Origin of the sequence: Actinophytocola oryzae, from assembly GCF_004364325.1 — a bacterium.
Taxonomy (GTDB): Bacteria; Actinomycetota; Actinomycetes; order Mycobacteriales; family Pseudonocardiaceae; genus Actinophytocola; species Actinophytocola oryzae.
In genome coordinates this window covers 1-26,358 of sequence record NZ_SOCP01000011.1, presented here as the reverse complement: position 1 = coordinate 26,358, position 26,358 = coordinate 1, and the positions used below count along the sequence as shown (strand labels likewise).

Annotated in this window: 27 protein-coding genes and 1 pseudogene; 17 read left to right on the top strand and 11 right to left on the bottom strand. The window is 70.8% G+C overall.

Going from position 1 to position 26,358, the window contains the following annotated elements:
* Positions 1-29: 29 nt before the first annotated feature.
* The gene (locus tag CLV71_RS27395; RefSeq protein ID WP_133905743.1) at positions 30-839 is read right to left on the bottom strand and encodes an IclR family transcriptional regulator domain-containing protein; all 810 of its coding nucleotides are present in this window, start codon (positions 837-839) and stop codon (positions 30-32) included.
* A gap of 100 nt (positions 840-939) precedes the next feature.
* Between CLV71_RS27395 and CLV71_RS27390 the strand changes: the two genes are divergently transcribed.
* A complete protein-coding gene (locus tag CLV71_RS27390; protein ID WP_133905742.1) occupies positions 940-2,349 on the top strand; it encodes an amidohydrolase family protein in 1,410 nt (469 codons plus the stop codon).
* A gap of 68 nt (positions 2,350-2,417) precedes the next feature.
* On the opposite strand, the gene CLV71_RS27385 is transcribed toward CLV71_RS27390, so the two are convergent.
* Positions 2,418-2,858, bottom strand: coding sequence for a hypothetical protein (locus CLV71_RS27385; protein WP_133905741.1), 441 nt, complete (start codon positions 2,856-2,858; stop codon positions 2,418-2,420).
* 86 nt (positions 2,859-2,944) lie between these two features.
* On the bottom strand, positions 2,945-4,387 hold the full coding sequence (locus CLV71_RS27380; RefSeq protein WP_133905740.1) for an MFS transporter: 1,443 nt from the start codon (positions 4,385-4,387) through the stop codon (positions 2,945-2,947).
* Between the two features lie 129 nt (positions 4,388-4,516).
* Here CLV71_RS27380 and CLV71_RS27375 point away from each other — a divergent pair, with 129 nt between their 5' ends.
* Genes CLV71_RS27375 through CLV71_RS27355 form a run of 5 tightly spaced genes read left to right on the top strand, consistent with a single transcriptional unit; the run spans position 4,517 to position 8,957 of the window.
* Complete coding sequence (locus tag CLV71_RS27375; RefSeq protein ID WP_133906041.1) at positions 4,517-5,695, top strand: cytochrome P450; 1,179 nt, start codon at positions 4,517-4,519, stop codon at positions 5,693-5,695.
* Between the two features lie 7 nt (positions 5,696-5,702).
* A complete protein-coding gene (locus CLV71_RS27370) occupies positions 5,703-6,383 on the top strand; it encodes a TetR/AcrR family transcriptional regulator (RefSeq protein WP_133905739.1) in 681 nt (226 codons plus the stop codon).
* Positions 6,380-6,580, top strand: coding sequence for a ferredoxin (locus CLV71_RS27365; RefSeq protein WP_133905738.1), 201 nt, complete (start codon positions 6,380-6,382; stop codon positions 6,578-6,580). The genes CLV71_RS27370 and CLV71_RS27365 overlap by 4 nt, the downstream gene beginning before the upstream one ends.
* Positions 6,577-7,758, top strand: coding sequence for an NAD(P)/FAD-dependent oxidoreductase (locus tag CLV71_RS27360; protein ID WP_243866739.1), 1,182 nt, complete (start codon positions 6,577-6,579; stop codon positions 7,756-7,758). The genes CLV71_RS27365 and CLV71_RS27360 overlap by 4 nt, the downstream gene beginning before the upstream one ends.
* Positions 7,755-8,957: a cytochrome P450 gene (locus CLV71_RS27355; protein ID WP_133905737.1), complete on the top strand. Its 1,203-nt coding sequence runs from the start codon at positions 7,755-7,757 to the stop codon at positions 8,955-8,957. Before CLV71_RS27360 ends, CLV71_RS27355 begins: the two co-directional genes overlap by 4 nt.
* Position 8,958: 1 nt before the next feature.
* On the opposite strand, the gene CLV71_RS47965 is transcribed toward CLV71_RS27355, so the two are convergent.
* On the bottom strand, positions 8,959-9,120 hold the full coding sequence (locus CLV71_RS47965) for a hypothetical protein (protein ID WP_166664279.1): 162 nt from the start codon (positions 9,118-9,120) through the stop codon (positions 8,959-8,961).
* Positions 9,121-9,309: 189 nt separating this feature from the next.
* Between CLV71_RS47965 and CLV71_RS27350 the strand changes: the two genes are divergently transcribed.
* Positions 9,310-9,891, top strand: a complete 582-nt coding sequence (locus CLV71_RS27350) for a TetR/AcrR family transcriptional regulator (RefSeq protein WP_133905736.1) — start codon at positions 9,310-9,312, stop codon at positions 9,889-9,891.
* Here CLV71_RS27350 and CLV71_RS27345 read toward each other — a convergent pair.
* Positions 9,888-10,445: an NADPH-dependent F420 reductase gene (locus CLV71_RS27345; protein WP_243866738.1), complete on the bottom strand. Its 558-nt coding sequence runs from the start codon at positions 10,443-10,445 to the stop codon at positions 9,888-9,890. The genes CLV71_RS27350 and CLV71_RS27345 overlap by 4 nt on opposite strands.
* Before the next feature lie 57 nt (positions 10,446-10,502).
* On the opposite strand from CLV71_RS27345, the gene CLV71_RS27340 reads away from it, so the two are divergent.
* Complete coding sequence (locus CLV71_RS27340) at positions 10,503-10,826, top strand: winged helix-turn-helix transcriptional regulator (protein ID WP_133905735.1); 324 nt, start codon at positions 10,503-10,505, stop codon at positions 10,824-10,826.
* Here CLV71_RS27340 and CLV71_RS27335 read toward each other — a convergent pair.
* From CLV71_RS27335 to CLV71_RS27325, 3 genes are all read right to left on the bottom strand, one after another.
* The gene (locus CLV71_RS27335) at positions 10,823-12,136 is read right to left on the bottom strand and encodes an MFS transporter (RefSeq protein WP_133905734.1); all 1,314 of its coding nucleotides are present in this window, start codon (positions 12,134-12,136) and stop codon (positions 10,823-10,825) included. The genes CLV71_RS27340 and CLV71_RS27335 overlap by 4 nt on opposite strands.
* Positions 12,137-12,252: 116 nt before the next feature.
* A complete protein-coding gene (locus CLV71_RS27330; protein WP_208297780.1) occupies positions 12,253-12,840 on the bottom strand; it encodes a GrpB family protein in 588 nt (195 codons plus the stop codon).
* Positions 12,841-12,862: 22 nt separating this feature from the next.
* Entirely contained in the window at positions 12,863-13,249 is a 387-nt protein-coding gene (locus tag CLV71_RS27325; RefSeq protein WP_133905732.1) for a tautomerase family protein, read from the bottom strand.
* A gap of 103 nt (positions 13,250-13,352) precedes the next feature.
* Between CLV71_RS27325 and CLV71_RS27320 the strand changes: the two genes are divergently transcribed.
* From CLV71_RS27320 to CLV71_RS27300, 5 genes are all read left to right on the top strand, one after another.
* Positions 13,353-13,763: a MarR family transcriptional regulator gene (locus tag CLV71_RS27320; RefSeq protein ID WP_133906038.1), complete on the top strand. Its 411-nt coding sequence runs from the start codon at positions 13,353-13,355 to the stop codon at positions 13,761-13,763.
* 105 nt (positions 13,764-13,868) lie between these two features.
* Positions 13,869-14,321, top strand: coding sequence for a chorismate mutase (locus tag CLV71_RS27315; protein ID WP_243866737.1), 453 nt, complete (start codon positions 13,869-13,871; stop codon positions 14,319-14,321).
* 122 nt (positions 14,322-14,443) lie between these two features.
* Positions 14,444-16,228 carry a toll/interleukin-1 receptor domain-containing protein gene (locus CLV71_RS27310; RefSeq protein WP_166664278.1) on the top strand — a complete coding sequence of 595 codons (1,785 nt, stop codon included), beginning with the start codon at positions 14,444-14,446 and terminating at the stop codon, positions 16,226-16,228.
* On the top strand, positions 16,225-17,871 hold the full coding sequence (locus tag CLV71_RS27305; protein ID WP_133905730.1) for a hypothetical protein: 1,647 nt from the start codon (positions 16,225-16,227) through the stop codon (positions 17,869-17,871). Before CLV71_RS27310 ends, CLV71_RS27305 begins: the two co-directional genes overlap by 4 nt.
* Before the next feature lie 108 nt (positions 17,872-17,979).
* Positions 17,980-18,417, top strand: coding sequence for a DoxX family protein (locus CLV71_RS27300; protein ID WP_133905729.1), 438 nt, complete (start codon positions 17,980-17,982; stop codon positions 18,415-18,417).
* Between the two features lie 387 nt (positions 18,418-18,804).
* On the opposite strand, the gene CLV71_RS27295 is transcribed toward CLV71_RS27300, so the two are convergent.
* Positions 18,805-20,283 (bottom strand): FAD-dependent monooxygenase, encoded by a 1,479-nt coding sequence (locus tag CLV71_RS27295; protein WP_133905728.1) that lies wholly within the window; start codon positions 20,281-20,283, stop codon positions 18,805-18,807.
* Positions 20,284-20,331: 48 nt separating this feature from the next.
* On the opposite strand from CLV71_RS27295, the gene CLV71_RS27290 reads away from it, so the two are divergent.
* Positions 20,332-20,928, top strand: coding sequence for a TetR/AcrR family transcriptional regulator (locus tag CLV71_RS27290; RefSeq protein ID WP_208297779.1), 597 nt, complete (start codon positions 20,332-20,334; stop codon positions 20,926-20,928).
* Positions 20,925-21,812 carry an alpha/beta fold hydrolase gene (locus CLV71_RS27285; RefSeq protein ID WP_133905726.1) on the top strand — a complete coding sequence of 296 codons (888 nt, stop codon included), beginning with the start codon at positions 20,925-20,927 and terminating at the stop codon, positions 21,810-21,812. Before CLV71_RS27290 ends, CLV71_RS27285 begins: the two co-directional genes overlap by 4 nt.
* A gap of 57 nt (positions 21,813-21,869) precedes the next feature.
* Here the strand turns inward: CLV71_RS27285 and rho are convergent.
* Both rho and CLV71_RS27275 read right to left on the bottom strand, forming a co-directional pair.
* Positions 21,870-22,916: pseudogene (gene rho / locus CLV71_RS27280) on the bottom strand (transcription termination factor Rho); the annotation flags it as partial.
* Between the two features lie 185 nt (positions 22,917-23,101).
* Complete coding sequence (locus tag CLV71_RS27275; RefSeq protein WP_133905724.1) at positions 23,102-23,680, bottom strand: TetR/AcrR family transcriptional regulator; 579 nt, start codon at positions 23,678-23,680, stop codon at positions 23,102-23,104.
* A gap of 151 nt (positions 23,681-23,831) precedes the next feature.
* On the opposite strand from CLV71_RS27275, the gene CLV71_RS27270 reads away from it, so the two are divergent.
* Together CLV71_RS27270 and CLV71_RS27265 are read left to right on the top strand one after the other, a co-directional pair.
* Positions 23,832-25,496: an MFS transporter gene (locus CLV71_RS27270; RefSeq protein WP_133905723.1), complete on the top strand. Its 1,665-nt coding sequence runs from the start codon at positions 23,832-23,834 to the stop codon at positions 25,494-25,496.
* Entirely contained in the window at positions 25,493-26,260 is a 768-nt protein-coding gene (locus CLV71_RS27265; protein ID WP_133905722.1) for an MSCRAMM family protein, read from the top strand. The genes CLV71_RS27270 and CLV71_RS27265 overlap by 4 nt, the downstream gene beginning before the upstream one ends.
* Positions 26,261-26,358 lie beyond the last annotated feature (98 nt).

Here is a 26,358-nt window from a genome sequence, read left to right as displayed (position 1 = left end):
CGAAAGTCTTGGCCCGGTCGTGGCCGCTGTCAAGAGGCGGCGGTGCGCGTCACGTGCGGGACCTCGGCGAGCCTGGCGAAGTCCGCGCTGATCTCGCCCGCCGCCCGCAGCAGCAGCGGGAGGTGGTGGCCGAGCAGGTGGTCGACGGTCGTCTCGGCCGCGTGGGTGTTCACGTTCAACGCCCCGACGACCCGGCCCGCGCCGTCACGCAGGGGCACCGCCACCGAGCGGATCCCCAGCGCGAGCTGCTGGTCGGTGAGCGCCCAGCCGCGGGCCCGCACCTCGCGCAGGACCTCCTCGCGCTCCTCGCGTGCCGGGCACCAGCGGGGGACCAGCCCCGAGCGCGTCGGCTCCGCGAGCACGGCGTCCACCTCGGAGGGCTCCAGCGCGGCGAGCAGCACCTTGCCCAGCGAGGTCTGCAGGGCGGGGAACCGGGTGCCGATCTGCACGGCGAGCGCGACGATCTTCGGCACGGCCACGCGTGCGACGTAGACGATGTCCGAACCGTCGAGCTGCGCGATCGAACAGGACTCGTCGGTCGCGGCGGACAACGCCTCCATGTGCGGCCGGGCGATGTCCCAGAGCCCCTGCGAACGCACGTAGGCGACCCCGAGGTCCAGCACCCTCGGCGTCAGCGCGTAGCCGGAGCCCTCGGTCCGCACGAACCCGAGCTCGGTGAGCGTCAGCAGGATCCGCCGGACGGTCGGCCTCGCGAGCCCCGTGGCCGAGGCGATGTCGGCGAGCGACATCACCGGGCGCCCCGGGGTGAACGCGGTGATGACCTCCAGGCCTCGTGCCAACGCCTCGATGAAGTCCGGTCCGGCACCTTCCCTCGGCATTGTGTCGGCTCCTCGGCGGTTGACTTCCCGGTAGTGCTGGCTCAGAGTAACCCCCGTACCAACCGGCATGCGGACACTTGTCCGATCAAGGGGTTCAACGATGAACGAGTCAGGATCCGTGCTCTTGCGGGGCGGCACCGTGCTGCCCATGGACGACGCCCGCTCGGTGCTCGCCGACACCGACGTCCTCGTGCGCGACGACAGGATCGCCGAGATCGGCCAGAACCTCCCCGCCCCGGACGGCGCCACGGTGGTCGACGCCAGTGACGGCATCGTCATGCCGGGCATGATCGACACGCACCGGCACATGTGGCAGACGGCCATGCGAGGGTACGGCGCGGACTGGACGCTGACCCAGTACTTCGTCTGGTACTACCTGGAGCACGGCAGGCTGTTCCGGCCGGAGGACGTCCACGCGGGCAACCTGCTCGCCGCGATCGAGGCCATCGACGCGGGCGTCACCACGGTCGTCGACTGGTCGCACGGCCTGCAGACCACCGACCACGCGGACGCGGCGGTCGACGCGCTGGAGGCAGTGCCGGGCCGGTTCGTGCTGGCCTACGGCAACATCCAGCAGCCGCCCGCGGTGTGGTCGTCGGCGCCGGAGTTCCGCGACTTCGTGAACCGCCGCATCACCGGCAGCGACATGCTGGGCTTCCAGCTGGCGTTCGACGTCACCGGCGATCCCGAGTTCCCGGAGAAGGGCGCGTTCGAGGCCGCCCGCGAGCTGGGTGTGCCCGTGACGACGCACGCGGGCGTGTGGGGCGCGACGAACGACGACGGCATCCGCCTGATGCACGACCACGGCTTCATGACCCCGGAGACGGTGTACGTGCACTCGGCGTCACTGTCGGTCGACTCGTACCACCGGATCGCGGCGACGGGCGGCTCGGTCTCGGTGTCCACGGAGAGCGAGCAGAGTGCCGGGCAGGGCTACCCACCCACGTGGGCGATCCGCGCACATGGCATCCCGGTGTCGCTGTCGATGGACACGAGCGTGTGGTGGAGCGGCGACCTGTTCTCCGCCATGCGCACGACGTTGGGCGCCGACCGTTCGCGGGCGCACCTGGAGGCCCACGCGAAGAACGAGACGGTCACCAACCACGCGCTGCGGGCGGACGAGGTGGTCGCGTGGGCGACCCGAGGCGGCGCCGACGCGATCGGCCGGTCGGATCTCGGTGTCCTGGCCCCCGGCAGGAAGGCCGACGTGGTGTTGATCAAGAACGAGCACTCGCCGGTGTCGTTCCCCCTGCTCAACCCGTACGGTCACGTGGTGTTCCAGGCCCAGCGCGGCGACGTGCACACGGTGCTGGTCAACGGCCGCGTCGTGAAGCACGAACACCGGCTGGTGGACGTCGACCTGGCCGCGGCCCGCGCCGAGGTCGAGCGCACGGTCGAGTACCTGCGCTCGGAGATGGGCGAGGAGGCCTGGGTGGCAGGCATGCACCCGGAGATTCCCGAGTCGAAGGCCATCGACAACCCGTACCAGTACAGCGACTACCGCCGCTGACCCCTCCGCCCGTCCCCGGCTCGCACTGAAGGACGCCTTCGTAACGCTGGGCGTTACGAAGGCGTCCTTCAGTGCATTGGGGCCATGCCGTGCGAGCCCATCGACTTGTCCTGTTCGATGCTGCCGCCCAGCTCGTCCTGGAGCTTCACCAGCGCGTCGTCGGACGAGGTGGTCAGGATCCAGCGCTCGCCGACCAGGTAGCTGTTGCCGTAGATGATGGCGTTGTCGTACCAGTCCTTCTGGTTCTTGTCGGTGACGAAGTCGAGCATCATGTAGTTCGTCTTGTCGACCTTGCACGCGGCCTGCCGGAAGTCGGCCGTCCTGCCCTGGAACTCCGGCGTACACCCGACCGTCGCGGCGAGCTGCTCGACCGTGTACGGCTTGGTCGGCTTCGGCGGCGGTGTCGACTGCGTGGTGGCCACGGGAGCCGTCTGTGCCGGCACCCCACAGCCGGCGACCACCACCAGCGCACACAGCGCGGCGGCGAGTCCGGACAGACGTGGGCTCATACCTCTCTACACGTGCGCGAGCCCCGTCGCGTTCACCCGAAGTCGCGTTCCGGGTGCCGCGACACCGACCCGTCGCGCCGCGCGCCTCACCGGATCGCGGGGACCGCCTCGCTGTCGCGATCCACCGTCACCCGTTCGGGGCGGCCACGTCCGGGGATGAACGCCGCCACCACGAGCGCCAGCAGCGCCGCGCCGCTGCCCAGCGCCATGATCAGGCGGAACCCGTCCTGCGACGGCACGGCCACCGGCCCCAGCGCGATCGTCAGGTGCGAGAGGATCACCCCGGCCACGGCACTCGAGACCGACGTGCCGATCGCGCGCATCAACGTGTTCAGGCTGTTGGCCGCCGCCGTCTCCGACACCGGCACCGCGCCCATGATCAGCGCCGGCATCGACCCGTACGCGAACCCGATGCCCGCGCCGATCAACGCCGACACCACCACCAGCTGCCAGATGGCCGACATCAGCACCACGCCGAGCCCGTACCCGACCGCCACCACGACCGCGCCGACCATGAGCGTCACCTTCGGCCCACGCGCCCGCGACAGCCGCGCGGACACCGGCGCCGTCGCCATCATCACCAGCCCCGACGGCACCAGCACCAACCCGGTGACCAGCAGCGACTGCCCCAGGCCGTACCCGGTCAGCGTCGGCAGCTGCAGCAGCTGCGGCAGCACCAGCGACATCGCGAACATGGCGAACGCGAACACCACCGAGGCGAGGTTCGTCAGCAGCACCTGCCGCCGGGCGGTGGTCCGCAGGTCCACCAGCGGCCTGCGCACCCGCAGCTCGAACCAGCCCCACAGCAGCAGGACAACCACCGTCGCCGCGAACAGCCCGAGCGTCGCACCGGAGGTCCAGCCCCAGTCCGCGCCCTTCGAGATCGCCAGCAGCAGGCACACGAGCGCGGCAGACAACCCGAGCGCGCCGACGACGTCGAACCGGCCGCCCGTCCGCACGCTCGACTCCGGCACGAGCGTCGCCACGAGCACGGTCACCACCGCGCCGAGTGCCGCGGCGGTCCAGAACAGCACGTGCCAGTCGGTGTTCTCCACGAGCAGCGCCGACGCGGGCAGGCCGAGCGCACCGCCGACCCCGAGGGACGCGCTCATCATCGCCGTCGCCGCGCCGAGGCGTTCGGCGGGCAGCTCGTCGCGCATGATGCTGATGCCCAGCGGGATCACCCCCGCCGCGAGGCCCTGGAACACCCGTCCGACGACCATCGGCAGCAGGGTGGACGACAGCCCGGCCACGACCGAGCCCGCGACCAGCAGGCAGAGGCTGACCAGCAGCATCCGGCGCTTCCCGTACATGTCACCGAGCCGCCCGACGACCGGCGTCGCGACGGCGCTGGCCAGCAGCGTCGCGGTGATCACCCACGTGGCGTCGGCAGGCGACGCGCCGAGCAGCTCCGGCAGCCGGGGGACCAGTGGGATCACCAGCGTCTGCATGAGCGATACGACGATCCCGCCGAAGGCGAGCACCGCCACGACGACGTTCGGCCGGGGTGCGGCCTTCTGCAGGGACATTCGTGCCCTTTCGGGTGATCTGGGTAAAATTAAGTCAGCTGATTGACTTAGAGAATACTATGGTGGCACGGTGTGAGTGACTGAACACGGAACACCGAGGAGTCACCTGTGGAGCTGCCGCGCTACCCGATGTCCAGCGACGCCGCGTTGGAGCCGCCCGCGGAGTGGGCGCGGCTGCGTGAGCAGTGCCCGGTCGCGAAGGTGACGTTGCCCAGCGGTGACGAGGCCACGCTGGTCACCCGCTACGCCGACGTCAGGGCGGTCCTGGCCGACCCCCGGTTCACCCGGCCGTCGACGGGCAGGGGCGCGCGGGTCGCGGACGTCGAGTCGGGCGGGGTGTTCAACAGCGAGATGGCCGTCGTCCTGCCCCAGCACGGCGAGGAGCACCTGCGGTGGCGCCGGATGATCGGCAGGTGGTTCACGGCGAGGCGGATGAACGCGCTGCGGCCGGGTATCGAGGCCATGGCCGAGCAGCTGGTCGACGAGATGGTTGCCAAGGGCGCACCCGCGGACCTCAAGGCGGGCCTCGGGTTCCCGCTGCCCGTGTGGGTCATCTGCGACATGCTCGGCGTGCCGGACACCGACCGGGACCGCTTCGCGCACTGGTCGGACATGCTGCTGAGCATGACCCGCTTCACCCAGGACGAGATGGCCGCCGCGCAGCGGGACTTCGGCGCGTACATGGCGGGCCACATCGCCGCCAAGCGGGACGAGCCGGGCGACGACCTGCTCAGCGCGCTGATCGAGGAGAAGGACGCCGACGGCGAGCCGCTGTCCGACGTGGTCCTCATCGCGACCGGCATCGGCCTGCTCGTCGCCGGGCACGAGACCACCGCGAACATGATCGCCAAGATGGTCGGCATGCTCCTCGCCGACCGGAGCCGGTGGGAGGCGCTCGTGGCCGACCGGTCGCTCGTGCGGCCCGCGGTCGAGGAGTCGCTGCGGCTGGATGCCAACTCGGGCTTCGGGATGCTGCGCTACCTCACCGAGGACCTCGAGCTGTCCGGCGAGGTGCTGGCGAGCGGCACGACCGCGGTCTGCAGCATGGCCGCCGCCAACCGCGACGAGCGCGCGTTCACCGGGGCCGAGGAGATGGACCTGCGGCGCAGCCCCAACCCGCACCTCGCGTTCGGCGCAGGCGCGCACGCGTGCATCGGGCAGCCGCTCGCGCGCACCGAGCTGCAGGCCGTGCTCGAGGTGCTGCTGCGCAGGCTGCCGTCGCTGGAGCTGGCCGTCGACGTGGCGGACCTGCGGCGGGTCGAGGGACTCGTCGTGGGCGGGCTGAGAGAACTACCAGTGCGGTGGTGAACACGTGATGAGCAGGACGACCGGCAACGAGGCCGGCCACAGGGCGTTACGGGCACACGCGACGAGGGAGCTGATCCTGACCGCGGCGGAACGGCTGTTCGCCGAGCACGGCGTGTTCGCCGTGTCCAACCGGCAGGTCAGCGAGGCCGCCGGGCAGGGCAACAACACGGCCGTCGGCTACCACTTCGGCACCAAGGCAGACCTGGTGCGGGCCATCGCCCGCAGGCACTCCGCGCCGATCGAGGAGATCCGCCAGCGCATGGTCGCCGAGATCGGGGACAGCACGGACCTGCGCGACTGGCTGTCGTGCCTGATCCGGCCGGTCGTCGAGCACCTGGCCGAGGTCGGCAGCCCGACCTGGTTCGCGCGGTTCGGCGCGCAGATCATGACCGACCCGTCGCTGCGGACGATCATGGTCGAGGAGTCGCAGTCGTCGCCGTCGCTGGTGCGGATCGTCGAGGCGCTCCACCGGTGCCTGCCCGACCTGCCGGCCGAGGTGCGGGCCGAGCGCAGCGACATGGCCCGCCAGCTCCTCGTGCACATGACCGCCGAGCGGGAGCGCGCGCTCGCCGACGGCACACCGACACCACGCGCGAGCTGGGACGAGGCGGCGACGGGGATCGTCGACGCCCTCGTCGGGATGTGGCAGGCACCGCACACCACACGAGAAGGGGATGTCACGGCATGAAGGTCTCGGTCGACCAGGAGAAGTGCTGTGGGGCGGGCACGTGCGTGCTGCTCGCGCCGGACGTGTTCGACCAGCGGGACGAGGACGGGATCGTGGTGCTGCTGGAGCCCAGGCCCGCCGAGGACCTGCACGAGATCGTGCGTGAGGCCGCGAGCGTGTGCCCGGGGTCCGCGATCTCGGTCGGCGAGGACGGGTGACGCCGGACGGCGTACTGGTGGTCGGTGCGTCCTCGGCAGGCCTGGCCACCGCGGAAGCCTTGCGTCGCAAAGGGTACACAGGGCCGCTGACCATCCTGGGTGCCGAGGAGCACCTGCCCTACGACCGTCCGCCGATGTCCAAGCAGGTCCTTTCCGGACAGTGGGAGCCCGAGCGGTCCCGGTTGCGGCCCGCGGAGGTACTGTCCACACTGGACGCCACGTTCGTGCTCGGCGACCCCGCGGTGCGGTTCTCCTCGGCGTCGCGTGTCGTGTCGACGGCGTCGGGCCGCGAGCTGACGGCGGAGGCCGTCGTGCTGGCGACGGGTCTGCGGCCACGCACGCTGTCCGGGCAGGACGGCCTCGCGGGTGTGCACGTGCTCAGGACGCTCGACCACGCGCTGGCCCTGCGGGTGGACCTGTTGTCCGGCGGGCGGGTCGTGGTCGTCGGTGACGGCGTGCTCGGCGCCGAGATCGCGGCCACCGCGCGGGGCATGGGCTGCGCGGTCACGATGGCGGGCCCGCAGGAGGCGCCGCTCGCCTACCAGTTCGGCCCGTTGCCCGCCCGCCTGCTCGCCGAGCTGCACTCGGACAACGGGGTGGAGCTGCGGCTCGGTGCCGGCGTCACCGGACTGTCCTCATCGGACGGCCGGGTGACCGGCGTGTGCCTGTCCACCGGCGAGGTCCTGCCCGCGGACGTGGTCGTCGTGGCCTTCGGCGCCGCGCCCGCCACGGAATGGCTCTCGGGCAGCGGGCTGCTGTGCGACAACGGGATCGTGTGCGACTCCCGCTGCCGCGCGGCCGACGGGGTCTACGCGGCGGGCGACGTGGCGAGGTGGCACCACGAGACGCTCGACGTGCTGCTGCGCCTGGAGAACCGGACCAACGCCACCGAGCAGGGTGTGGCCGTGGCCGCCAACATCCTCGGCGCGGACCGGCCCTACACGCCCGTGCCGTACTTCTGGACCGACCAGTTCGACGCCAGGATCCACGTCCACGGGATCCTCCACGCGGACGCCGAGGTGTCCATCGTGGACGGTGACCTCGCCGACCGCCGCTTCGTCGCGGCCTACCGCCGCGGTGGCACGGTGATCGGCGTACTCGGCTGGAACATGCCCAAACAAGCCCGCCTGCGCCGTCAGGAAGTCGGGGGCTCGGTACCAGTGGGAGGAATGCGATGACCAGCACGTTGCCGGTGTTCCCCGGGGCCAGGGCGGAGAAGTGCCCGTTCGACCCGCCGCCCGCGATCCGCTCGCTGCAGGAGGAGGCACCGCTCACGCGGGTCCGGCTGCCCGACGGCACCACGCCGTGGCTCGTGACCCGCTTCGCCGACCAGAAGGCGCTGCTGTCCGACCCGCGCATCAGCTCGGACGTCACCCGGCCGGGCTACCCGGCGCAGGTGGCGATCGAGGACCGGGGCAAGGCACCCGTCAGCTTCATCCTCATGGACGACCCGGAGCACAAACGGCTGCGCCGCATGGTGACCGCGCCGTTCGCCATCAGGCGGATCGAGGCCATGCGCCCAGGCGTGCAGCAGATCGTCGACGACCTGATCGACGCCATGCTGGCCGGCCCGAACCCCGTGGACCTGGTGCAGGCGTTCGCGCTGCCGGTGCCGTCGCTGGTGATCTGCCGGCTGCTCGGCGTGCCCTACACCGACCACGACTTCTTCCAGGACAACAGCAAGGTCCTCATCAACCGCGACGTGAGCCCGCAGGAGCGGCAGGCGGCGGGTGGTCGTCTGTTCGACTACCTCGACGACCTGCTGGGCGAGAAGATCGCGCGCCCCGGCGACGACCTGCTGTCCGGCCTGGTCGAGCGGATCGCCGCGGGTGAGCTGACCCGCGAGGACGCGGCGCAGATGGGCGTGCTCATGCTGATCGCGGGCCACGAGACGACCGCGAACATGATCGCGCTCGGCACGCTGGCGCTGCTGGAGCACCCGGACCAGCTGGCGCTGCTGCGGTCCTCGCCCGACCCGGCCCTGGTCGCGTCGGCGGTCGAGGAGCTGTTGCGGTACCTGCACATCACCCACAACGGCCGCCGCCGCGTCGCGGTCGAGGACATCGAGCTGGCAGGCGAGACCATCCGGGCCGGTGAGGGCGTCATCCTGGCGGGCGACATCGGCAACCGCGACCCGTCCGTGTTCGCCGACCCGGACCGGCTGGACCTGACCCGCAACGCCCGCCAGCACGTGGCGTTCGGCTTCGGCGTGCACCAGTGCCTCGGGCAGCCGCTGGCGCGGATGGAGCTGCGGGTCGTCTACGGCACGCTCTACCGCCGCATCCCGACGCTCGCGCTGGCCACGACCGTCGACCAGGTCCCGTTCAAGCACGACGGATCGGTGTACGGCGTGTACGAGCTGCCGGTGACCTGGTAGGTCACTCCACGACGCTGTGCATGAAGTCGATGATGGCGCTCAGTCCGTCGCCGATCCAGCCGAGGATCGACTGGACACCGTCGCCGAGCTGGGTGGGGTGCGCGACCAGCGCGTACACGAGCACACCGATCGCGGCGAGGATGACGACCTTCTTGGGTTTCATGCGCGCCTCGCCTCGGACATGTGGTTCCTTTCCCGTTCGGTTGGGTTCGACGGTAGGGGATGGTGCCCGTAGGTGATCAATAGCCCCAACAGGTGACAATACGCACTCAGATGGTAGCTGCCACCGGACCGAAACGCCGCGCCCGCGCGAAACCGGGAGAAGTGGATCAAGCCCGTTAAGGTCACCCCCATGCGGGTCAGGCGGCGTCTTCGGCCGGAGGAGCGGCGACAGCAGTTGATCGACGTGGCGATCGGGCTGTACAGCAGGCGGCCGTTCGAACAGGTGTCCGTCGACGACATCGCCGACGCGGCGCAGGTCTCGCGGGCCCTGTTCTACCGCTACTTCAACGGGCCCGCGGACCTGTTCGCCGCCGCGTCCCGGTTCGCGGTCGACGGGCTGCTGGTCCGCCTCAGGGCACCGCGCGACGGCACCCCCGAGCGGCTACGCCTCGGCGTCGAGGAGTTCCTCGACTTCGCGACCCAGCACGAGGCCGCGTTCGTCGCCGTGGTGCGGAACTCGTCGGCGATCTCGTCGGAGACCGGCACACTCGTCGACGAGGTGCGCCACGCCATCCTCGACCTCGTCAGGGGCGGGGTGGGGATCACCGGCCCCGCCCCGCTCGTCGACCTCACGATCTGGTGCTGGGCGGCGGCCATGGAGGAGGCCATGCTCTGCTGGCTGCGTGACCCCGTCCTCGGCAAGGACGCGTTCGTGGACTGGATGTCCCGCCAGCTGACGGGAATGCTCGTGGCCACCGCCAGGCACCACTAGCCGAGCGGCGGCGTCAGCACGGCCTGCGCGTCGAGCCCCGCGAACCACAGCCCGATGGCGAACGCGGCCGTGGCCTCGAGCAACGCCGCCCGCTCCGGGCCGCCCGCGTCGAAGGGCGTGCAGCCGAGGTCGGCCGCCAGCGGCGCCACCCGGGCGACCGCGTCGGGCGGCCCGCGCATCGGCACCGCGAGCGGCCTGCCGCCGAACACCCGCGACGGCAGCCGCCACGCGCTCTCGTGGCACAGGTTGAACGCCTTCACCACCCGGAGGTCCGGCCGCGCGGCCACGGCGGCCGCGTACGGGTGCCCGACGCCGTCGGGGGTCACCAGGTTGGTGCAGTCGATCACCAGGCCGCCGGTGGGCACGTGGGCCAGCACCTCGACCACTGCCGTGGCGGGCACCGCGAGCAGCGTGACGTCCCCGAACCGCCCCGCCTCCGCGAGCGAGACCGGTCCCGACCGGCCGCCCGCCAGCACCCGGTGGCCCGCCGCCCGCCAACCGGCGCCGAGGCCGGCCGCCATGTTGCCCGTTCCGAGAATCCCTATGTTGGACACGGACGCGGACGATAGGCGGCCCGATGCCTACCGATCGGTGCCCGACGAGGGAGGACCATGGAGTACCTGGCCGACTGCAGGGCGCGCCTGGCGTTCGACCTGCTGGCGAACACGTGGAACGGCGTCGTGGTCTGGGCGCTGCGGCACGGCCCGCAGCGCCCGGTCACCCTCAGGAAGCGGATCGGCGGCATCAGCGCCAAGGTGCTCAACGAGACGCTGCGGCGTCTCGAGGACAGCGGGCTGGTCGTCCGCCAGGCCTACCGGGAGGCCCCGCCGCGCGTGGAGTACCGCCTGACCAGGCTCGGCGAGAGCCTGCTCGGTCCACTGGAGACACTCGGCACCTGGGCCGAGACCCACGGCGACGAGGTCGTCGTGCGCTAGACGGACACGAGCCGCCGCTGGGCACGTGCCGTGGCCAGCGCGCGGTCCTTGGTCTCGGCGAGGGCGCAGGTGCAGAAGAAGCTCAGCACCGCGAACGCGGAGAGGAGGACGCCGATCGCGATGCTGCCGTAGGACGCGGTCAGGGCGGGTGCCAGCAGGGGAGGAACCGCGCCGCCTGCGACGCCTGCGAGGTTGTAGGCGAGGCCCGCGCCCGTGTAGCGGTAGCGGGTCTCGAACAACTCGGGCAGGAAGGCGCCGGTCGGGGCGTAGCACACGCCGACGATGCCGAGTGTCACGACGAGCCCGAAGCCGAACGCGAGCGTGGAACCCGTGTCCAGCAGGGGGAAGAGCAGCACCCCCCAGACGACGCCGACGGCCCCGGCGGCCATGATCAGCCGACGGCGGCCGAAGCGGTCGGACATGCGGCCGGTGACGATCGTGAGCACGCCGGCGACCACGGCGGCGATGATCCCGGCGACGAGCACGGTCGGCCGGCTCTGGCCGGCGCCGTCGGGGTTCACGCCGTAGCTGGTGAGGTAGGTGGTGCCCATGTTGAAGAACGAGAACACGATCGTCAGCGAGCCCGCGGCGAGGAGCACCTCACGTGGCTGGCGGCGGACGGCCTCCCGGAACGGCTGCCGGGCGGTGACCTTCTCCTGCCGGAAGATCGGCGTCTCCTCGATCCGCAGCCGGACGTAGAGACCGACGACGACGAGCAGGGCGCTCAGCACGAAGGGGATGCGCCAGCCGTAGTCGACGAACGCGGCGTCCGTGTCGCCCATGACGAGCCCGGTGACGAGGAAGGTCACGCTGGCCATGCCGAACGCGAGGAAGGCGCCGATCTGGGGGAAGGTCGCGTACCGGCCGCGTTGGCCCGGTGGGGCGTACTCGGCCGTGAGGAGGCTGGCCCCGGCCCACTCACCGCCGACCGCGAGCCCCTGGGTGAACCGCAGTGCCACGAGAATGACGGGCGCGGCGACGCCGATGGCCGACGCACTGGGCAGGAGCCCGATCAACGTCGTGGCGATCCCCATGAGCAGCAGTGTGGAGATGAGCGTGCGCTTGCGCCCGACGCGGTCGCCGAAGTGTCCGAAGAGGACAGCCCCGACGGGCCGCGCGACGAACGCGACGGCGAAGGTGGCGAAGGAGGCGACGGCACCCGCGGCCGGGCCGAGGGCGGGGAAGAACACCGTGGGGAAGACCAGCGCCGCCGCGGTGCCGTAGATGAAGAAGTCGTAGAACTCGATGGTGGTGCCCACACAGCTCGCGACCGCGATCCGCCGCATGGGCACCGTGCGCCCGGAAACCATCCGAACCTCCACGGAAGTCGGCTTGAGAAAAGGACCTTGCCAGCCCCGAACCGAATTCCGGTCGCATCTGTCTTGCTCGTCGGGAAAGGGCCGCGCGAGCCGTGCGTCGCGGGCTCCTACAGCATTCCCGCCGCGCGGAAGAGGCGGTCGTAGATCTCGCGGATGGTGTCCTGCTTGCGGGCGTTGTAGTCCATGACGTGTCCGCCGCCCGGTATCGCCGCGCGTTTCGCGTCCTCGTAGCGGGTGCGGTCTTCCGGGTGTTCGCGCAGCCAGTCGCGGAACATGCGGTGTCGGACGAGTTCCGGGCTGTCCGGGCCGAACACGTGGAGGTTCACGCGGGGGTCGGCCAGTCGCAGACACCGGTGCTCGTGCCAGGACGGCTCCCGGATCGTGAGCGTGTAGCCGATTCGCGCCAGCTGGGGAACGTACCGGTCTTCCCGGCGGGGGTCGGCCACGGTCAGGTCGATGTCGATGACGTCCTTGGCGGCCAGCCCCTCCACGGAGGTCGACCCGACGTGCTCGACGTCGAGCACCACCTCGCCGAGCGCGGCGCGGACCTGCGTCGCCACGGCCTCGTAGCGGTGCGGCCAATCGGGGTCGTAGGCGACGATCGTGATCGTCTCCGGTGGTGGCGGGCCGTTCACCCAGGGGTTCTCGGACGGGTCGGCGTCCTCGTGGCGGGTGATCTCCTCGAAGGTGGGCACTCGTGCCAACCTAGACCGCTTCCTACCGCGTGGCCACGACACCGCCGATGCCGGTGCGGTCGGCCGGGGTGCCGACGAGTTCCACGCTCACACCGGAACGGACGCGTTCGCCGAACACGGTGACGACCGCGTCCGTGACTCCGGACACCAGTCTCGACACGATCTCCGGCGCGTCCGGGCGACTGAACGCGGCTTCCTTGATGCCGAACGTCACGCTCGGCGAGGGCGCCTCCGCCGGCCTGCCGCCGACGCCCCACCGGTTCGGTGGCAGCCCGATCAGGTGCACGACCGCGATCTCCCGTGCCCAGTCCCCGTACACGTCGACGACCGCGTCGGTCAACGCCTCGATCAGGTCGACCTCGCGGCCGACGAGGTCGTCTTCGAGGACGTGCACGGTCAGATGGGGCATGGCAGCTCCTCTATAATAGCAAAGCATCTTTGTTATTAAAGGTAATCGAGGAGGTGGGCGGGTGTCAACGCCCGACCCCGCGGACGACACCGTCCGGGAGCTGATGCTGGTGATGCCCCGGCTGGTGGGCAGGATCAAACGCCTGCCGCTGCCCGAGCAGCTGCGGACACTCGACCTGGCCCCGAGACACCTGTCCCTGCTGTCCCTGCTCCTGCTCGACGGCCCGCAGACCGTCTCGCAACTGGCCGAGAGCCTGAGCGTCGCTCCCACCACCGTCAGCCTGATCGTGAGCGAGCTGAGCCGCAAAGGCGTGCTGGAACGGCGCGAGGACGACGCCGACCGGCGCCGGCGCATCATCGACATCAGCTCGGGGAGCCGACCGGCCATCTCCCAGTGGCTCTCGCCCGGTGCACGTGCCTGGCGCCAGGCGCTCGGGCCGCTGACCCCGGCGCAACGGCGGATGTTCGTCGACACCCTGCTCGCCTACGAGTCCGCCTTCACCTCGGCGGACTGAGACGCGGCTACCGGCACCCGATCGGGGGATGAATCCCCACGTGGTGGACATGCCTCGGGATTCCTGCGAGAGATGGGTCAGTCACCTCGGGAAAGGCGGATTCCGGTGTCCACTCGAATACTTCGCTCCCTGACGCGGGCCGGGCTGGTCACCTCGGTGCTGTGCGGTTCGTTGGCGACTGGCGTGATGCCTGCCGCGGCGGTCCAGGCGTCCTCCGGTGGTGGGCCGGCGCCGGTGGTGGGCCTCGCCGCCGAGCGGGTCCTACTTGCCGACAAGGTCGCCGCCGCCAAGTTCGGTACGAGCACGCCGGTCGAGGATCCCGTGCGGGAGCAGCAGGTGCTCGACCAGGCGGCGGCACTCGCCGCGGAGGCGGGCATCGACGTGTCCGACACCGTCGAGTTCGTCGGTCAGCTGGCCGCGACGGAGGACCTGCGCAGCTCGACGACGCGATGCGCGATCTCGCTGGTCCTCGCCGAGTCGGCGATCGACCACCGCTACGGTCTCGACCGGCTGCACGAGCGTGCACTGTGGGGTGCGGTCACGCCGTTGTGCGCGTGATTCTTCGGATATCCGCCTGGATCGGAAACGAACGCGGCACCCACGGCGACATGCCGCATGGGATGACTTTGGTCGGGCCCGGGAAGAAATGCCCGCAGGCGGATCCGAGGCTGGGGTGTGTCGTGAGTGGCTGTTTGTTCGTCAACTACCGTGGCATGGACAGCCACAGTTATGGCGCCCTGCTGTACACCGACCTGATTCGCAGGTTCGGCGAGGACCTGGTGTTTTTCGACGCCGAGTCGATTTCGGCCGGCGAGGACTATGTCCGGGAGTTGTTGACGCAGGTTCGGTCGTCGCGGCTGGTGTTGGCGGTGATCGGGCCGGACTGGCTCACTGCCACCGATGGCGAGGGCAGGCGGGCGATCGACAGTCCCGGTGACTGGATTCGCCGCGAGTTGGCGGAGGCGTTCGCGGCCGGGGTGCGGGTGATCCCGGTGTTGGTCGACGACGCGATCCTGCCGACCGCCGAGGTTCTGCCCCGCGACATCGCGGAGTTGGGCAGGTGCCAGGCCCGGCACCTGCGTCGCCGGGAGTTCGTCAAGGATCTGGAGCGCCTCGCTGCCGACCTTGTCGCGATCGACCCCGAACTCGCCGGAATCGAAGCGCGTAGGCGGCCGCGGTCGGGTGCTTCGCTGATCGCCAGCACCGGTTCCGGCACGACCATCCAGGCTGCCGGGGACATCGGCGGTCGAACCAACGTGCGGTGTGAGAAGGCAGCCGGCCCGGCGCCGACGATGACGGCCAGCACGGGCTCGGGCACGACCATCCAGGCCGGCGGGGACATCAGCGGCAGGATCAGGCTCGTCACCTTCCTGAGCATCGAGATGCCCCGGATGGTGCGCAACGCGATCGTCACGGTGTTGGTGGTCGCGTTGCTGGGCGGTGCGACGGCTGCCGTGGTGACGTGGGTCCTGCCGGAGTTCGCGCCGATCTACAAGACCGAGTTCCTCGTCGACCTGTCCGCGGCGGGCGCCGATCCGTCCGAGGTCGAGGAGAGTGTCGACTCGTTGCGCAGGGCGATGGGGAACTCCGGTGACGACGACGCCGTCGCGCTGCGGACCTTCGGCGGCGAATGCGGCTCCGACGGCAACACCACCCAGCTGGTCGGGTTCGGGACCGGCAACCGCGACGAGATCGGGGACGCGGTGACCGGCGCGCGGGTCACGGGAGCGGCGACACTGCTGCGTGGTGTGATCGAGGCGGCGGCCGACTTCCACGAGCCGTTCTCGCAGGATGCCAAGCAGGTCAACAGGATCGTGGTGGTCACGCGCAACGGGATCGACGCGTGCGACGACGACGCCGACTTCGTCGAACGGGAGATGCGGGACCGGTTGGCGGCCTCGGGCCTGACGGTGGAGTTCCGCTTCGTCGGGTACCGGCTCGACGACGAGCACAGGAGCGGCCTCGACCGGTTGGCGGGAAGCGCCGACGCACCGCCACCCGTGCTCGCCGAGGACCCCGAGGAGCTCCGGGCCGCGTTGGACTGGATCGCCAACGTCGAGCCGGTCCTGCGGTCGGCGAGCGAGGTCGTCGACATCCTCAACCCCGTCTCCGAGCAGGTCAACGACGCGGCGCAGGCCGTCGTCGACGGCAGGCTGGACGTCGCCGAGCGCACGCTGTCCGCCGTCGAGCCGGTCACCGCGGACGCCGAGTTCGACAACCTCGGGAGCAGGGCGAAGACACCGGAGACCGTCGAGGTCCACGACCGCGCACTGGCGCTGCGCGACCGGCAGCGCAACGCCGTCGACGCGGTGTCCGCCCTGCTGGAGGTCGCCAGGGAAGGCAGGCCGTTCACGGCGGAGCTGGCGGCCTTCCGGCGCGAGGCCGACCTCTACAACACCGAGGTCGACGCCCTGAACACACTGCTGGCCCGGCTTCGGGCCGCCGGACCGGGAGGACGCCGGTGAACAGGCGCGTGCTCGTCCCGCTGGTCGTCGTGCTCGTCGCCGCGGCGTGCGTGGCGGGTTACGTCTTCGTCCTCGCGGCACCCGACTACCGGACCGCGGTGCTGGTGGATGCCTCGGCGCCCGGCACCGGGCTCGACGAGGTCGCGGGTGCGGTGCGGTCGGTCGCGGGCAACAGCGGCGACTCCGACGCGCTCAGCCTGCGCCGCTTCGGCGGCGAGTGCGGCAGCCCGGACAACAGCGTGGAGATCGCCGACAGTCCGGCCGAGATCGCCGAGGCGGTCGGCGCGCTCACGCCGTCCGGCAAGGCCACGATGGTCGACGGCGTCATGGCGGCCATCGACGGTTTCAGCGGCCTGCTGAAGCGCAGGGGCAGCGTCCGCAACCGGATCGTGGTCGTCTCGACCTCGGGTCTCGACGCCTGCACCGGCGACCCCTCCCGCGCACGCCGGGCCATCGACGACCGACTGGCCGAGGAAGGGCTGGACCTGGACATCAGGATCGTCGGATACCGGGTGCCGAAGGACCGGCAGGAGAGGTTGACGCAGTTCGGGGGCGCCGACGACACCGCGTTCGCCGACAGCGCCGCCGACCTGGCCATCGTCCTGGACCAACTCGTCGTCCCGGACTCGCCCGAGGCGAGTCCGATCAGCGCCCCGGCGCCCCAACCCGAGCCCGGCTATGCCTTCACCACCCTCGACCGCATGGGGATCGTCCGGGGGACGGAGGTGGTCGCCGAGGTCGCGGGTGACTTCACCACCGGCGGTCCCGACTACACCAGGGACGGGCATTTCGCGTTCGCGGTGACCCCCGCGGGCGTCGCCACCATCGACGTCCGGTCGGGCGCCGACCGGGTCGTGCCCTGCGGGGGGTGCTTCGATGCGGTGGCGACGGCGGACAGCGTGATCAGCTGGCTGGCGGGCAACGTCGTGACCACCCTCGACCTCGCCGACGCGGCCGCCCGTCCCGAGCCCGGGGTCACGGTCCTGCCCGACCGCCAGGTCGACGAGGCCAACAGGGTCCTGCCGCTGCGGATTCTGGCGAGTCAGGACGGGAAGACCCTCGTGGACGCACCCGACGGGGTGTCGGCCTACGGGGGAGGGGCGGAGAACCTGTACCTCGTGGGCTCGGGCGGTGACGTGGTCTCGGTGGGCACCGCGCAGGGCAACGTCGCGATCTCGGGTGCGACGTTCTCCCCGGACGGGCGCACGGTCGCCTATGTCGCCGCAGGTCATGCGGGGGCGTGCGAGACTCGGTCGTCGGTCGTGCTGATCGACCTCGACACGGGTGTGCACACCGAGACGCCGACAGTGGGAGACGCGACCGACGAGGGATCCGGGATCAGGGACCTCTGGTACGACCAGGACGGCGACCTGAACATGATCTACACCTCGTGGCGCTGCGACGCGAGCGGCGGCCCGATCGTGTCGGTGACGCTGCCGGAGGGTCGGTGGCGGCTCGGGAGTTCCGGGTGGACGCGGGGGGAAGGGGACTCCGACGGCAACGCCAGGGAGGTCGCACCCGGCTTCCGCGCGGTGCTGGTCAGTCCAGGCCAGGAGGCGTTGGGCAACGAGCTGTACTCCGAGGTCGACGGCGACCGCACCAAGGTCGCCGACGACGTCCTGTACATCGCGGTCCCGGACTGACGACACCGAGAACCGACTGTCGCGTGTGTCCGTCTAGAGGTGTGGAGGAGCTGTCACGGGGACCTATGTGCTCTCCGCGGGCTTCACTCGAAGCGGAGAGGAATGCCCATGGCCAGTAGGTCCGTTGCCAGTCGCCCGTATGCCAGCCGACCGATCGCGGTCGCCGTCGACGTTCTCATGTGGACGACGCAGGCGATCCTCGCGGCCTACTTCGTCTACAGCGCCTCCCTGCTGTTCGGCGACGAGCTGGTCGGCAAGTTCGCCGAGATTGGTGTCGGGCAGTGGTTGCGTTACGTCACCGGTGTGCTGGAGCTGGCCGGTGCGATCGGGCTCGTGGTCCCGTTCCTGTGCGGACTCGCGGGGCTCGGGCTCGCCGGGGTGATGGCCGGGGCCGTCGGCACGGAGCTGTTCCTCCTGGCCGAAGGCGATGCCCTCCTGCCCGCCGTGCTCGGCGGCCTCGCCGTCGTGGTCGCCATCGCCCGATGGGGGAGCGTGCGCACCGCACTCACCAGGGTCGGCCTCCGCCACGCCGACGAACCGCACTGAAGGACGCCTTCGTAACGCTGGGCGCGTCCGGTGCACTGAAGGACGCCTTCGTAACGCTCAGCGCACTGAAGGGCGCCTTCGTAACGTTGGGCGCGCCCGGTGTACTGATGGGCGCCTTCGTAACGTTGGGCACGCGCTGCGTACTGAAGGACGCCTTCGTAACGCCCGGTGTACTGATGGGCGCCTTCGTAGCGTTGGGCACGCGCTGCGTACTGATGGACGCCTTCGTAACGCCCGGTGTACTGATGGGCGCCTTCGTAACGTTGGGCGCGCGCTGCGTACTGAAGGACGCCTTCGTAACGCCCGGTGCACTGAAGGACGCCTTCGTAGCGTTTCGGCACGTCCGGTGTACTGAAGGGCGCCTTCGTTACGTTCGGCGTTGCGAAGTCAGTGCCTGGTCGTCTCGCCGAACCACTTCGTCAGTGCCTCGGCCAGGTGGTCGCCGCCTGCCCAGGCCACGATGCCGTCGGGGCGGACCAGCAGGCCCGGCAGCTCGGGGTGTTCCGGGCAGGTCGTCCTGACCGCGTCCGCCACCGTGGTCGGTAGACCGCCCAGGTCCAGCAGCAGACCCCTGCCGTCGTGGAGGTGGTCGCCGAGGCGGGTGCCGTCGCCCAGTTCCAGGTCCGGTGCGCTGCGGCCGACCCACGGGTGGTCGCCGGGCAGGTCGTAGCTCTGCCACACCCCGCTGATCTTCTTGACGAAGTACGTCGTCCCCGCCGTCGTGTCGACGAGGTCCGCGACCACTGCCCGCAGCGCCCGCGCGTGCGAGTCCGGCCGCATCAGCGCTATCTGCGCGCGGGTCCACTCGAGCACCCATGCCCCGATCGGGTGTCGCTCGGACGTGTACGTGTCCAGGACCTCCTCGGGCAGGCGCTTGTCGACCACCGCGGCGAGCTTCCAGCCCAGGTTGACCGCGTCGCCGACGCCGAGGTTGAGTCCCTGCCCGCCGAACGGCGAGTGCACGTGCGCGGCGTCGCCCGCCAGCAGCACCCGACCCAGCCGATAGGTGGTGGCCTGGCGCGCGTTGTCGGTGAACCGGGTCGCCGAGTTGACCTTCGTGATGGTCACGTCCACACCGGACACCGCCCGGATGCTCTCCTCCAGCTCCCCCGGGGTGACCGGCGTGTCCCGGTACTCGGGCGGACCGTCGAACTCGACCGTCAGGACCCGGCCGGGCATCGGGCCGTGCGCGTAGATCCCGGTCGGCGTGGTGATCCAGCCGAGACCGAGGCCCTCCGCGCCGGTCATCTCGACCATCGCCTGGTGACCGGTGATCTCCGGCGGGGTGCCGGGGAACTCGAAACCGGCGAGCTTGCGGACCGTGCCGCGCCCGCCGTCGCAGCCGACCAGCCAGCCCGCCTCCACCGTCCCCGCGCTCGTGTGGACGCTCACCTGCTCGCCCGTGTCGAAGCCGGTGACCTCGACACCCTTGCGGACCTCGGCACCCAGCTCGACGGCACGTTCCAGCAGGATCGCCTCCAGCTGCGCCTGTGTCACGAACCCGATCCGGTCGACGGGTCCGTGCCCGTTCAGCTCGGGGTCCGACTCGTCGAGGTTGTTGCCGGACAGGCTCAGCGCGGCGAAGTGGCCCGCGAAGCGGGGCGGGGGAGCGGCGTCCTTGGCGCGGTCCTTCATGAACGCGCGGAACATGCCCATGTTCTGCTCCTGTGCCGCCGCGAGGCGGGGGAGCAGGCCGCGCCGGTAGAAGGCCTCGGCGGCGGGGACGTTGACCGACCCGGCCTTGACCGTCAGGTCCGGCTCGGGGAGCCGCTCGAGGACGAGGACCGAGACGTCGTGCAGCCGCAGCTCACAGGCCAGCATCAGACCGGTCGGCCCGGCCCCGGAGATGATCACGTCGTAACTCATGCCTGAAACTTTACCCGACTCAAAATTGAGTTGGGTATAGTGATGGCCGTGACGTCCTTGCGGGAACGGAAGAAGGCCGAGACTAGGCAGCGCATCGCCGATGTCGCCACGCCCATGTTCGTGCGGCGCGGCTTCGACAACGTGACGGTCACCGAGATAGCCGAGGCGGCGGGCGTGTCGAAGGTGACGGTGTTCAACTACTTCCCGCGCAAGGAGGACATCCTCTTCGACCGCTTCCCGCAGGCCCGTGAGCTGCTGACCGGGGCGGTCGAGGGCCGTGGCCAGGACGAGACGCCGGTGTCGGCACTGCGGCGCCTGTTCGTCGGCCTGGCCGAGGAGGGCCACCCGCTCGGCGGCTTCCAGGACCGCTATGTCCCGTTCTGGCACACGGTCCTGGCGTCCCCGGCGCTGCGGGCCAGGGCCCGTGAGGCGATCGACGAGTTCGAGTCACACCTGACCACGCTGCTGACCGACATCGACCCCACCCCGAAGCTGACCGCGGCACTGGTACTGGCCACGTTCCGCGCCGTCTACAGCACGACCGCCACCCGAATGCTGTCCGGCGAGAAGTCGGCCGACGTGACCCCCGGGCACATCGCCGCGCTCGAGGCGGCGTTCGACACGCTGGCAGGAGGCCTGCGATGACACAGACCGGCACGATCCGCACCGACGGCGCGACTCTGTACTACGAGAGGAGGGGAACCGGCCCCGCGCTGCTGATGATCTCGGGCGGCGGCGGTGACGCCGGCTACTACAGCGGCGTGGCCGACAGCCTCGCCGACGAGTACACGGTCCTGACCTACGACCGGCGCGGCAACTCCCGCAGCCGGGTCGACGACCCGACCCGCCCGATGGTCATGGCGGAACAGTCCGCGGACGCCCTGGCAGTCCTGTCCCACAACGAGGCCGCGACGGCGCTCGTCTTCGGCGGCAGCGGCGGCGCACTCATAACACTGGACCTCGCGGCGAGGCACGGTGCCGTGCTGGAGGGCGCGATCGTCCACGAGCCACCGGTGTTCGCCCACCTGTCCGCCGCGACGCTCGACATCTTCGCCGAGATCAGGCGGATCGCCGACCGTGAGGGCCCGTGGCCCGCGTACGCCCGGTTCATCACGACCATCGACCACGAGGACAGCCCGGCGCTGATCCGCAACCCGGTCGGCAGGCGGATGGTCGCGACGCTGATGCGCGTCGGGTCGAAGGTGGCCGCCCACGGACCCGGCGGCCTCCGTGACGTGGCGAGGTTCATGGGCAACGGGGAGTACCTCGTCACCAACGAGCTGGATCCGTTCATGGCCTTCGAGCCGGACTACGAGGCACTGCGGTCGGCGGAGTTCCCGATCGTGCCGGCCGTCGGTGAGGAGAGCCGCCGGTACTACCCCGGCCAGGGCGCGGAAGAGGTGGCGAAACGCCTGGACGCCCGGGTCGTGGAGTTCCCCGGGCACCACGCGGGATACACCGAGCACCCCGAGGAGTTCGCCGTGACCCTGCGGCGGACCCTGGCGACGCTGCGGGAACCGGCGCACTGACGGCGAACCTCGAGCGGCAGGCCGTCCGGGACGCGTACCTGAAGAGCAGTAAGGGGTTTACCGAACGCCGGCGAGGAACTCGGCGTTGGTCTGGGTCCGCCGCAGGCCCTCGATCAGCAGGTCGACAGCGGAGTCCCGGCCGGCGAGTGACCGCCGGACCAGCTGGGTGGCGGCCAGCTCCTCGGGCGACATCAGCAGTTCTTCCTTGCGGGTGCCGGAAGCGCGGACGTCGACGGCCGGGAACACGCGCCGCTCGGCCGCCTTGCGGTCCAGCCGTAGCTCGGCGTTGCCGGTGCCCTTGAACTCCTCGAACAGCACCGAGTCGCCGAGGGAGCCGGTGTCGACGAGTGCCGAGGCGAAGATGGTGAGCGACCCGCCACCCTCGATGTTCCTCGCCGCGCCGAGGAAACGCTTGGGTGGCAGCAGGGCGGAGGAGTCGACCCCGCCGCTGAGTGTCCTGCCGTTGGTCGGCGCGGCCAGGTTGTAGGCCCGGCCGAGCCTGGTGAGCGAGTCGAGCAGCACGACGACGTCCCGGCCCTGCTCGACGAGCCGCTTGGCCCGCTCGATGGCCAGTTCGGCGACGGCGACGTGCTCGTGGGGTGGTTGGTCGAAGGTGGCGGCGACCACCTCGGCGGGCACGCCGCGGGACAGATCGGTGACCTCCTCCGGCCGTTCCCCGACGAGCACGAACATGACATGGCATTCGGGATGGTTCTTCGCGATCCCGTGCGCGATCGCACGCAGTTGGGTGGTCTTGCCCGACTTGGGCGGCGACACGATCAACGCGCGCTGTCCCTTCCCGACCGGCATCACCAGGTCGGCGACGCGGGTGGCGAGCAGGTGCGGCTCGGTCTCCAGTCGCAGTCTCTCGTTGGGGTACAGGGGAGTCAGGTCGGCGAACGAGGTGCGCCGGTGCCCGGGCCTGCGCCCGTTGACCGACTCGACCCCGACGAGTTTGCCGCCCTGGGCCTGCCCTTCGACGAGATCGCCTCGCCGCAGGTCGTGCTCGCGGACGAGTCCACTGGGGACCGACAGGTCGTCGGGTGCGGGCAGCCAACCAGCCACCCGCAGGAACGTCCTGCCACGGTTGACATCGATGATTCCATTGCTGGACATGGGAAATCCTCCACATGGGATAGGCGGAACAACCCTCGGGACGGCTGCGGACGACACACGCGGCCGGTGGGGAGAAGGTGATCCGAGAAACTTCTCTCGCGGGGCCGGATGGCCGCGCCACGAGAGGCAGACACCGCGAAGACTACCCGAAGATGGTTGGTTCGTGCAACGGGTCAGGGTTCGAGCAGCGGTGCGACCATGCGGTTCACCTGTGCCACAAGGACTTCCCGGTCCGCCGTGGACAGCGCCCTGGTCCCGACCTTGTGCCGGAGGAACCCGACGCCGACGAGTACGGCGGCGAACAGTTCGGCACGCAGCGCGGCCTCCGGCCCCTCGAGCCGGGCGGCGAGCCGGGTGGCGAACGACGTCTCGATCCGGTGCTGCAGCACCGCACGCACCGTCTGGTCGTTCGCGGCGGCGACCAGACGGGACAGTTCGCTCGCGTCCTCCGAGGTCACCACGTCGAGGATCCGCTCCAGCAGCACGCGGGGGAGGTCGGCGAGCGGCGTGGTCAGGATGATGTCCTCCGGGGTGTCGGCGTCCGAGGACGCCGCCTCGGCGAACAGCTTCTCCTTCGACCCGAAGTAGCGGTACACGAGTGCCTGGTTGACGCCTGCCGCCGACGCGACGTCACGGGTGCTGGTGCCTTCGACGCCGTGCTCGACCATCAGCGTCCGCGCCGCGGCCAGCAGCGCGGCGCGGGTCGCGGCGGCGTCCCGCCGCCGGGGTCTCGTCATCGGACCGGCGTCCATGGCAGCTCTCCCGGTAAAGAAGTAGTCAAATGACGACTTTACCCCAGACCTGCGAGAACGTCATGTGTCCGGGCTCACCGCCAATTAAGTAGTCGGTTGACGACTTCAGTCGTAGAGTCGAAGTAGTCAAGTGACTACATGAGGAGCCCGAGTGTCAGAGACAGAACAGCGGCGCGACCAGCACCCCACGGCGGTGCTGTTGGTGCTCGCCCTATCGACGTTCGTGATCGTCGTGATGCAGAGCCTGGTGCTGCCGATCCTGCCCAGCCTCGCCGACTCGCTGAACGTCTCCACCGCGGACGCCTCGTGGGTCGTGACGGTCAACCTGCTCTCCGCCGCCGTGTTCACACCGATCCTCGGCTCGCTCGGCGACGCGCTCGGCCGCAAACGGGTCCTCATCGTCACGCTCGTCCTGGTCACAGCCGGGTCCGTGCTCGCGGCCTCGTCCCACGTGCTGAACGTCGTGCTGGCGGGCCGGGTCCTGCAGGGCATGGGCTTCGCCGCGATGCCGCTCGCCATCGGGATCGTGCGGTCGATCTTCCCGCCGCACCGGGTGCCGTCGAGCCTCGCGTTGCTGAGTGCGCTGACGGGCATCGGCGCGGGCGCCGGCCTGCTGTTCTCCGGCATCCTCGTCAACGTCGGCGTCAGCGCGCAGGGCATGTTCTGGATCTCCGCCGCGGCCACCGCGGTCGGCCTGCTCGGCGTCGTGTTCCTGGTCCGCCTGCCCGAGACGGCCTCGAAGTTCACGGTCGACGTCTGGGGCGCGCTGACCCTCGCGGGTGGCCTGGTCTGCGTCGTGCTCGGCATCAACCGCGGCCCGAGCTGGGGTTGGGGTTCCGGCACCGTCCTCGGCCTGTTCGCGGGCGGCGTCGTGCTGCTGGCGGTGTGGATGTTCGTCGAGACCAGGGTCCGCGTGCCGCTCGTCGACATGACGATGATGCGCAACCCGATCGTGCTCGGCACCAACCTCACCGCGTTCCTCGCGGGCGCGGGCATGTTCGGCGCGTTCGTCCTGGTACTGCAGTACGTCCAGACGCCGAGCCAGTTCGGCTACGGCTTCGGCTCCGACGCACTCGGCGCGGGCCTGACGCTGCTGCCGCTGACCGCGGGCACGCTCACCGCGGCAGTGCTCGTCGCGAACCTGATCCGCCACGTCGGTCCCAAGTGGCCGCTCGCCATCGGCATGGTCGTCGCCGCGGGCACCTTCGCGTTCATGGCCGCCTTCCACGCCGAGCACTGGCAGTTCTACGTCGCGAGCGGCATGCTCGGCCTCGGGCTCGGCCTGGCGATGGGCTCCATGCCCGCGCTCCTGAACACCGCGGTCGCGCCGGAGAAGACCAGCGTCGCCAACAGCATCAACTCGACCCTGCGTTCGGTCGGCGGCTCGATCGGCACGGCCATCGCGACGGCGATCCTCGCCTCCCGGACACTGCCGAGGCTGCCACTGCCCACAGTGGACGCCTACGTCCTGGCCTTCTGGGTGGCGGGCGGGATCTGCGTCCTCGCGGTCGTCGCCGCGCTGCTGGTGCCCTACCGCCACGGGCGGGCGACCCCGAACACCCGCACGGTGACGGGTGCGGTGATCGGCGCCGCCCAGCCCGCACCCGCGGTCGTCACCGTGACCGCGCACGGCGCCGACGGCAGCGTCGTCGCCACCACGACCGCGGACTCCGACGGCGGCTACCGCCTCGACGGTGTGCCCGCCGAACCACTGACGCTCGTCGCCGCCGAGCACCCGGCCGTCAACCAGGAGGTGACGGTGCGGGTCGGCGTCGACGAAACCCTCGACATCAACCTCGGGAGGACCACGTCATGACGCACAGCTGGCCGGTACAGCAGGACGTCGGCACGAGCGTGACCGGCCGCGTGCACGGCGCGCTGCGCCCGCTGCCCGCCACGATCCTCACCCTGACCGACCGCACCGGTGCCCAGGTGGCCAGGGGCAGCAGCGGCCCGAACGGCGAGTTCCAGTTCGCGGGCCTCGCGCCGGGCAGCTACGTCGTGATCTTCTCCCGCACCGGCTACCAGCCGCACGCGGAGGTGGTCGTGCCCAGCGCCGTCCCGCTCGACGTCACGCTCGAGCCGGTCACCAGCGTGCACGGCACCGTGCACGACCGGGACACCGGCCGGCCCGTCGGCGCGGCGACCGTCACGGCCGTCGGACCCGGCGGCGAGGTCGTCGCCAGCACGGAGTCGGAGCCGGACGGCACCTACCGCGTCACGGGCATCGACGCCGACGCCGTCACGCTCGTCGTGGCCGCGCCCGGCGCCGACGCCCTGGCGGTCGAGGTCGACCTCGACCGCGCCACCGAGCAGCGCGTGGACCTCGCGCTCGACACGTTCAGCACGCTGACCGGCACCGTCACCGTCGACGGCCGCCCGGTCGAGCACCTGCACCTCGCGCTGTACGGGCGCGACGGGCGGCCCGCCGCGGCGACGGTCACCGACCACACGGGTGCCTACCGCTTCGAGCGGGTGAAGGCCGGTCAGTACACGCTCGCCAGCATCGCGGGCCCCGCCCACGCGGTCGCGCTGGCATCGCACGCGACGACCGCCGACGTCACCATGACCCGCGGCTAGGACCAATGCCACTGATTTAGGTGGTGACAGGGCCGGTAGCCTGCCGTCTTGTGGATCTTGAGGCGGGCGGTGACGCGGGTCGGAGCTTGGTCGACCGG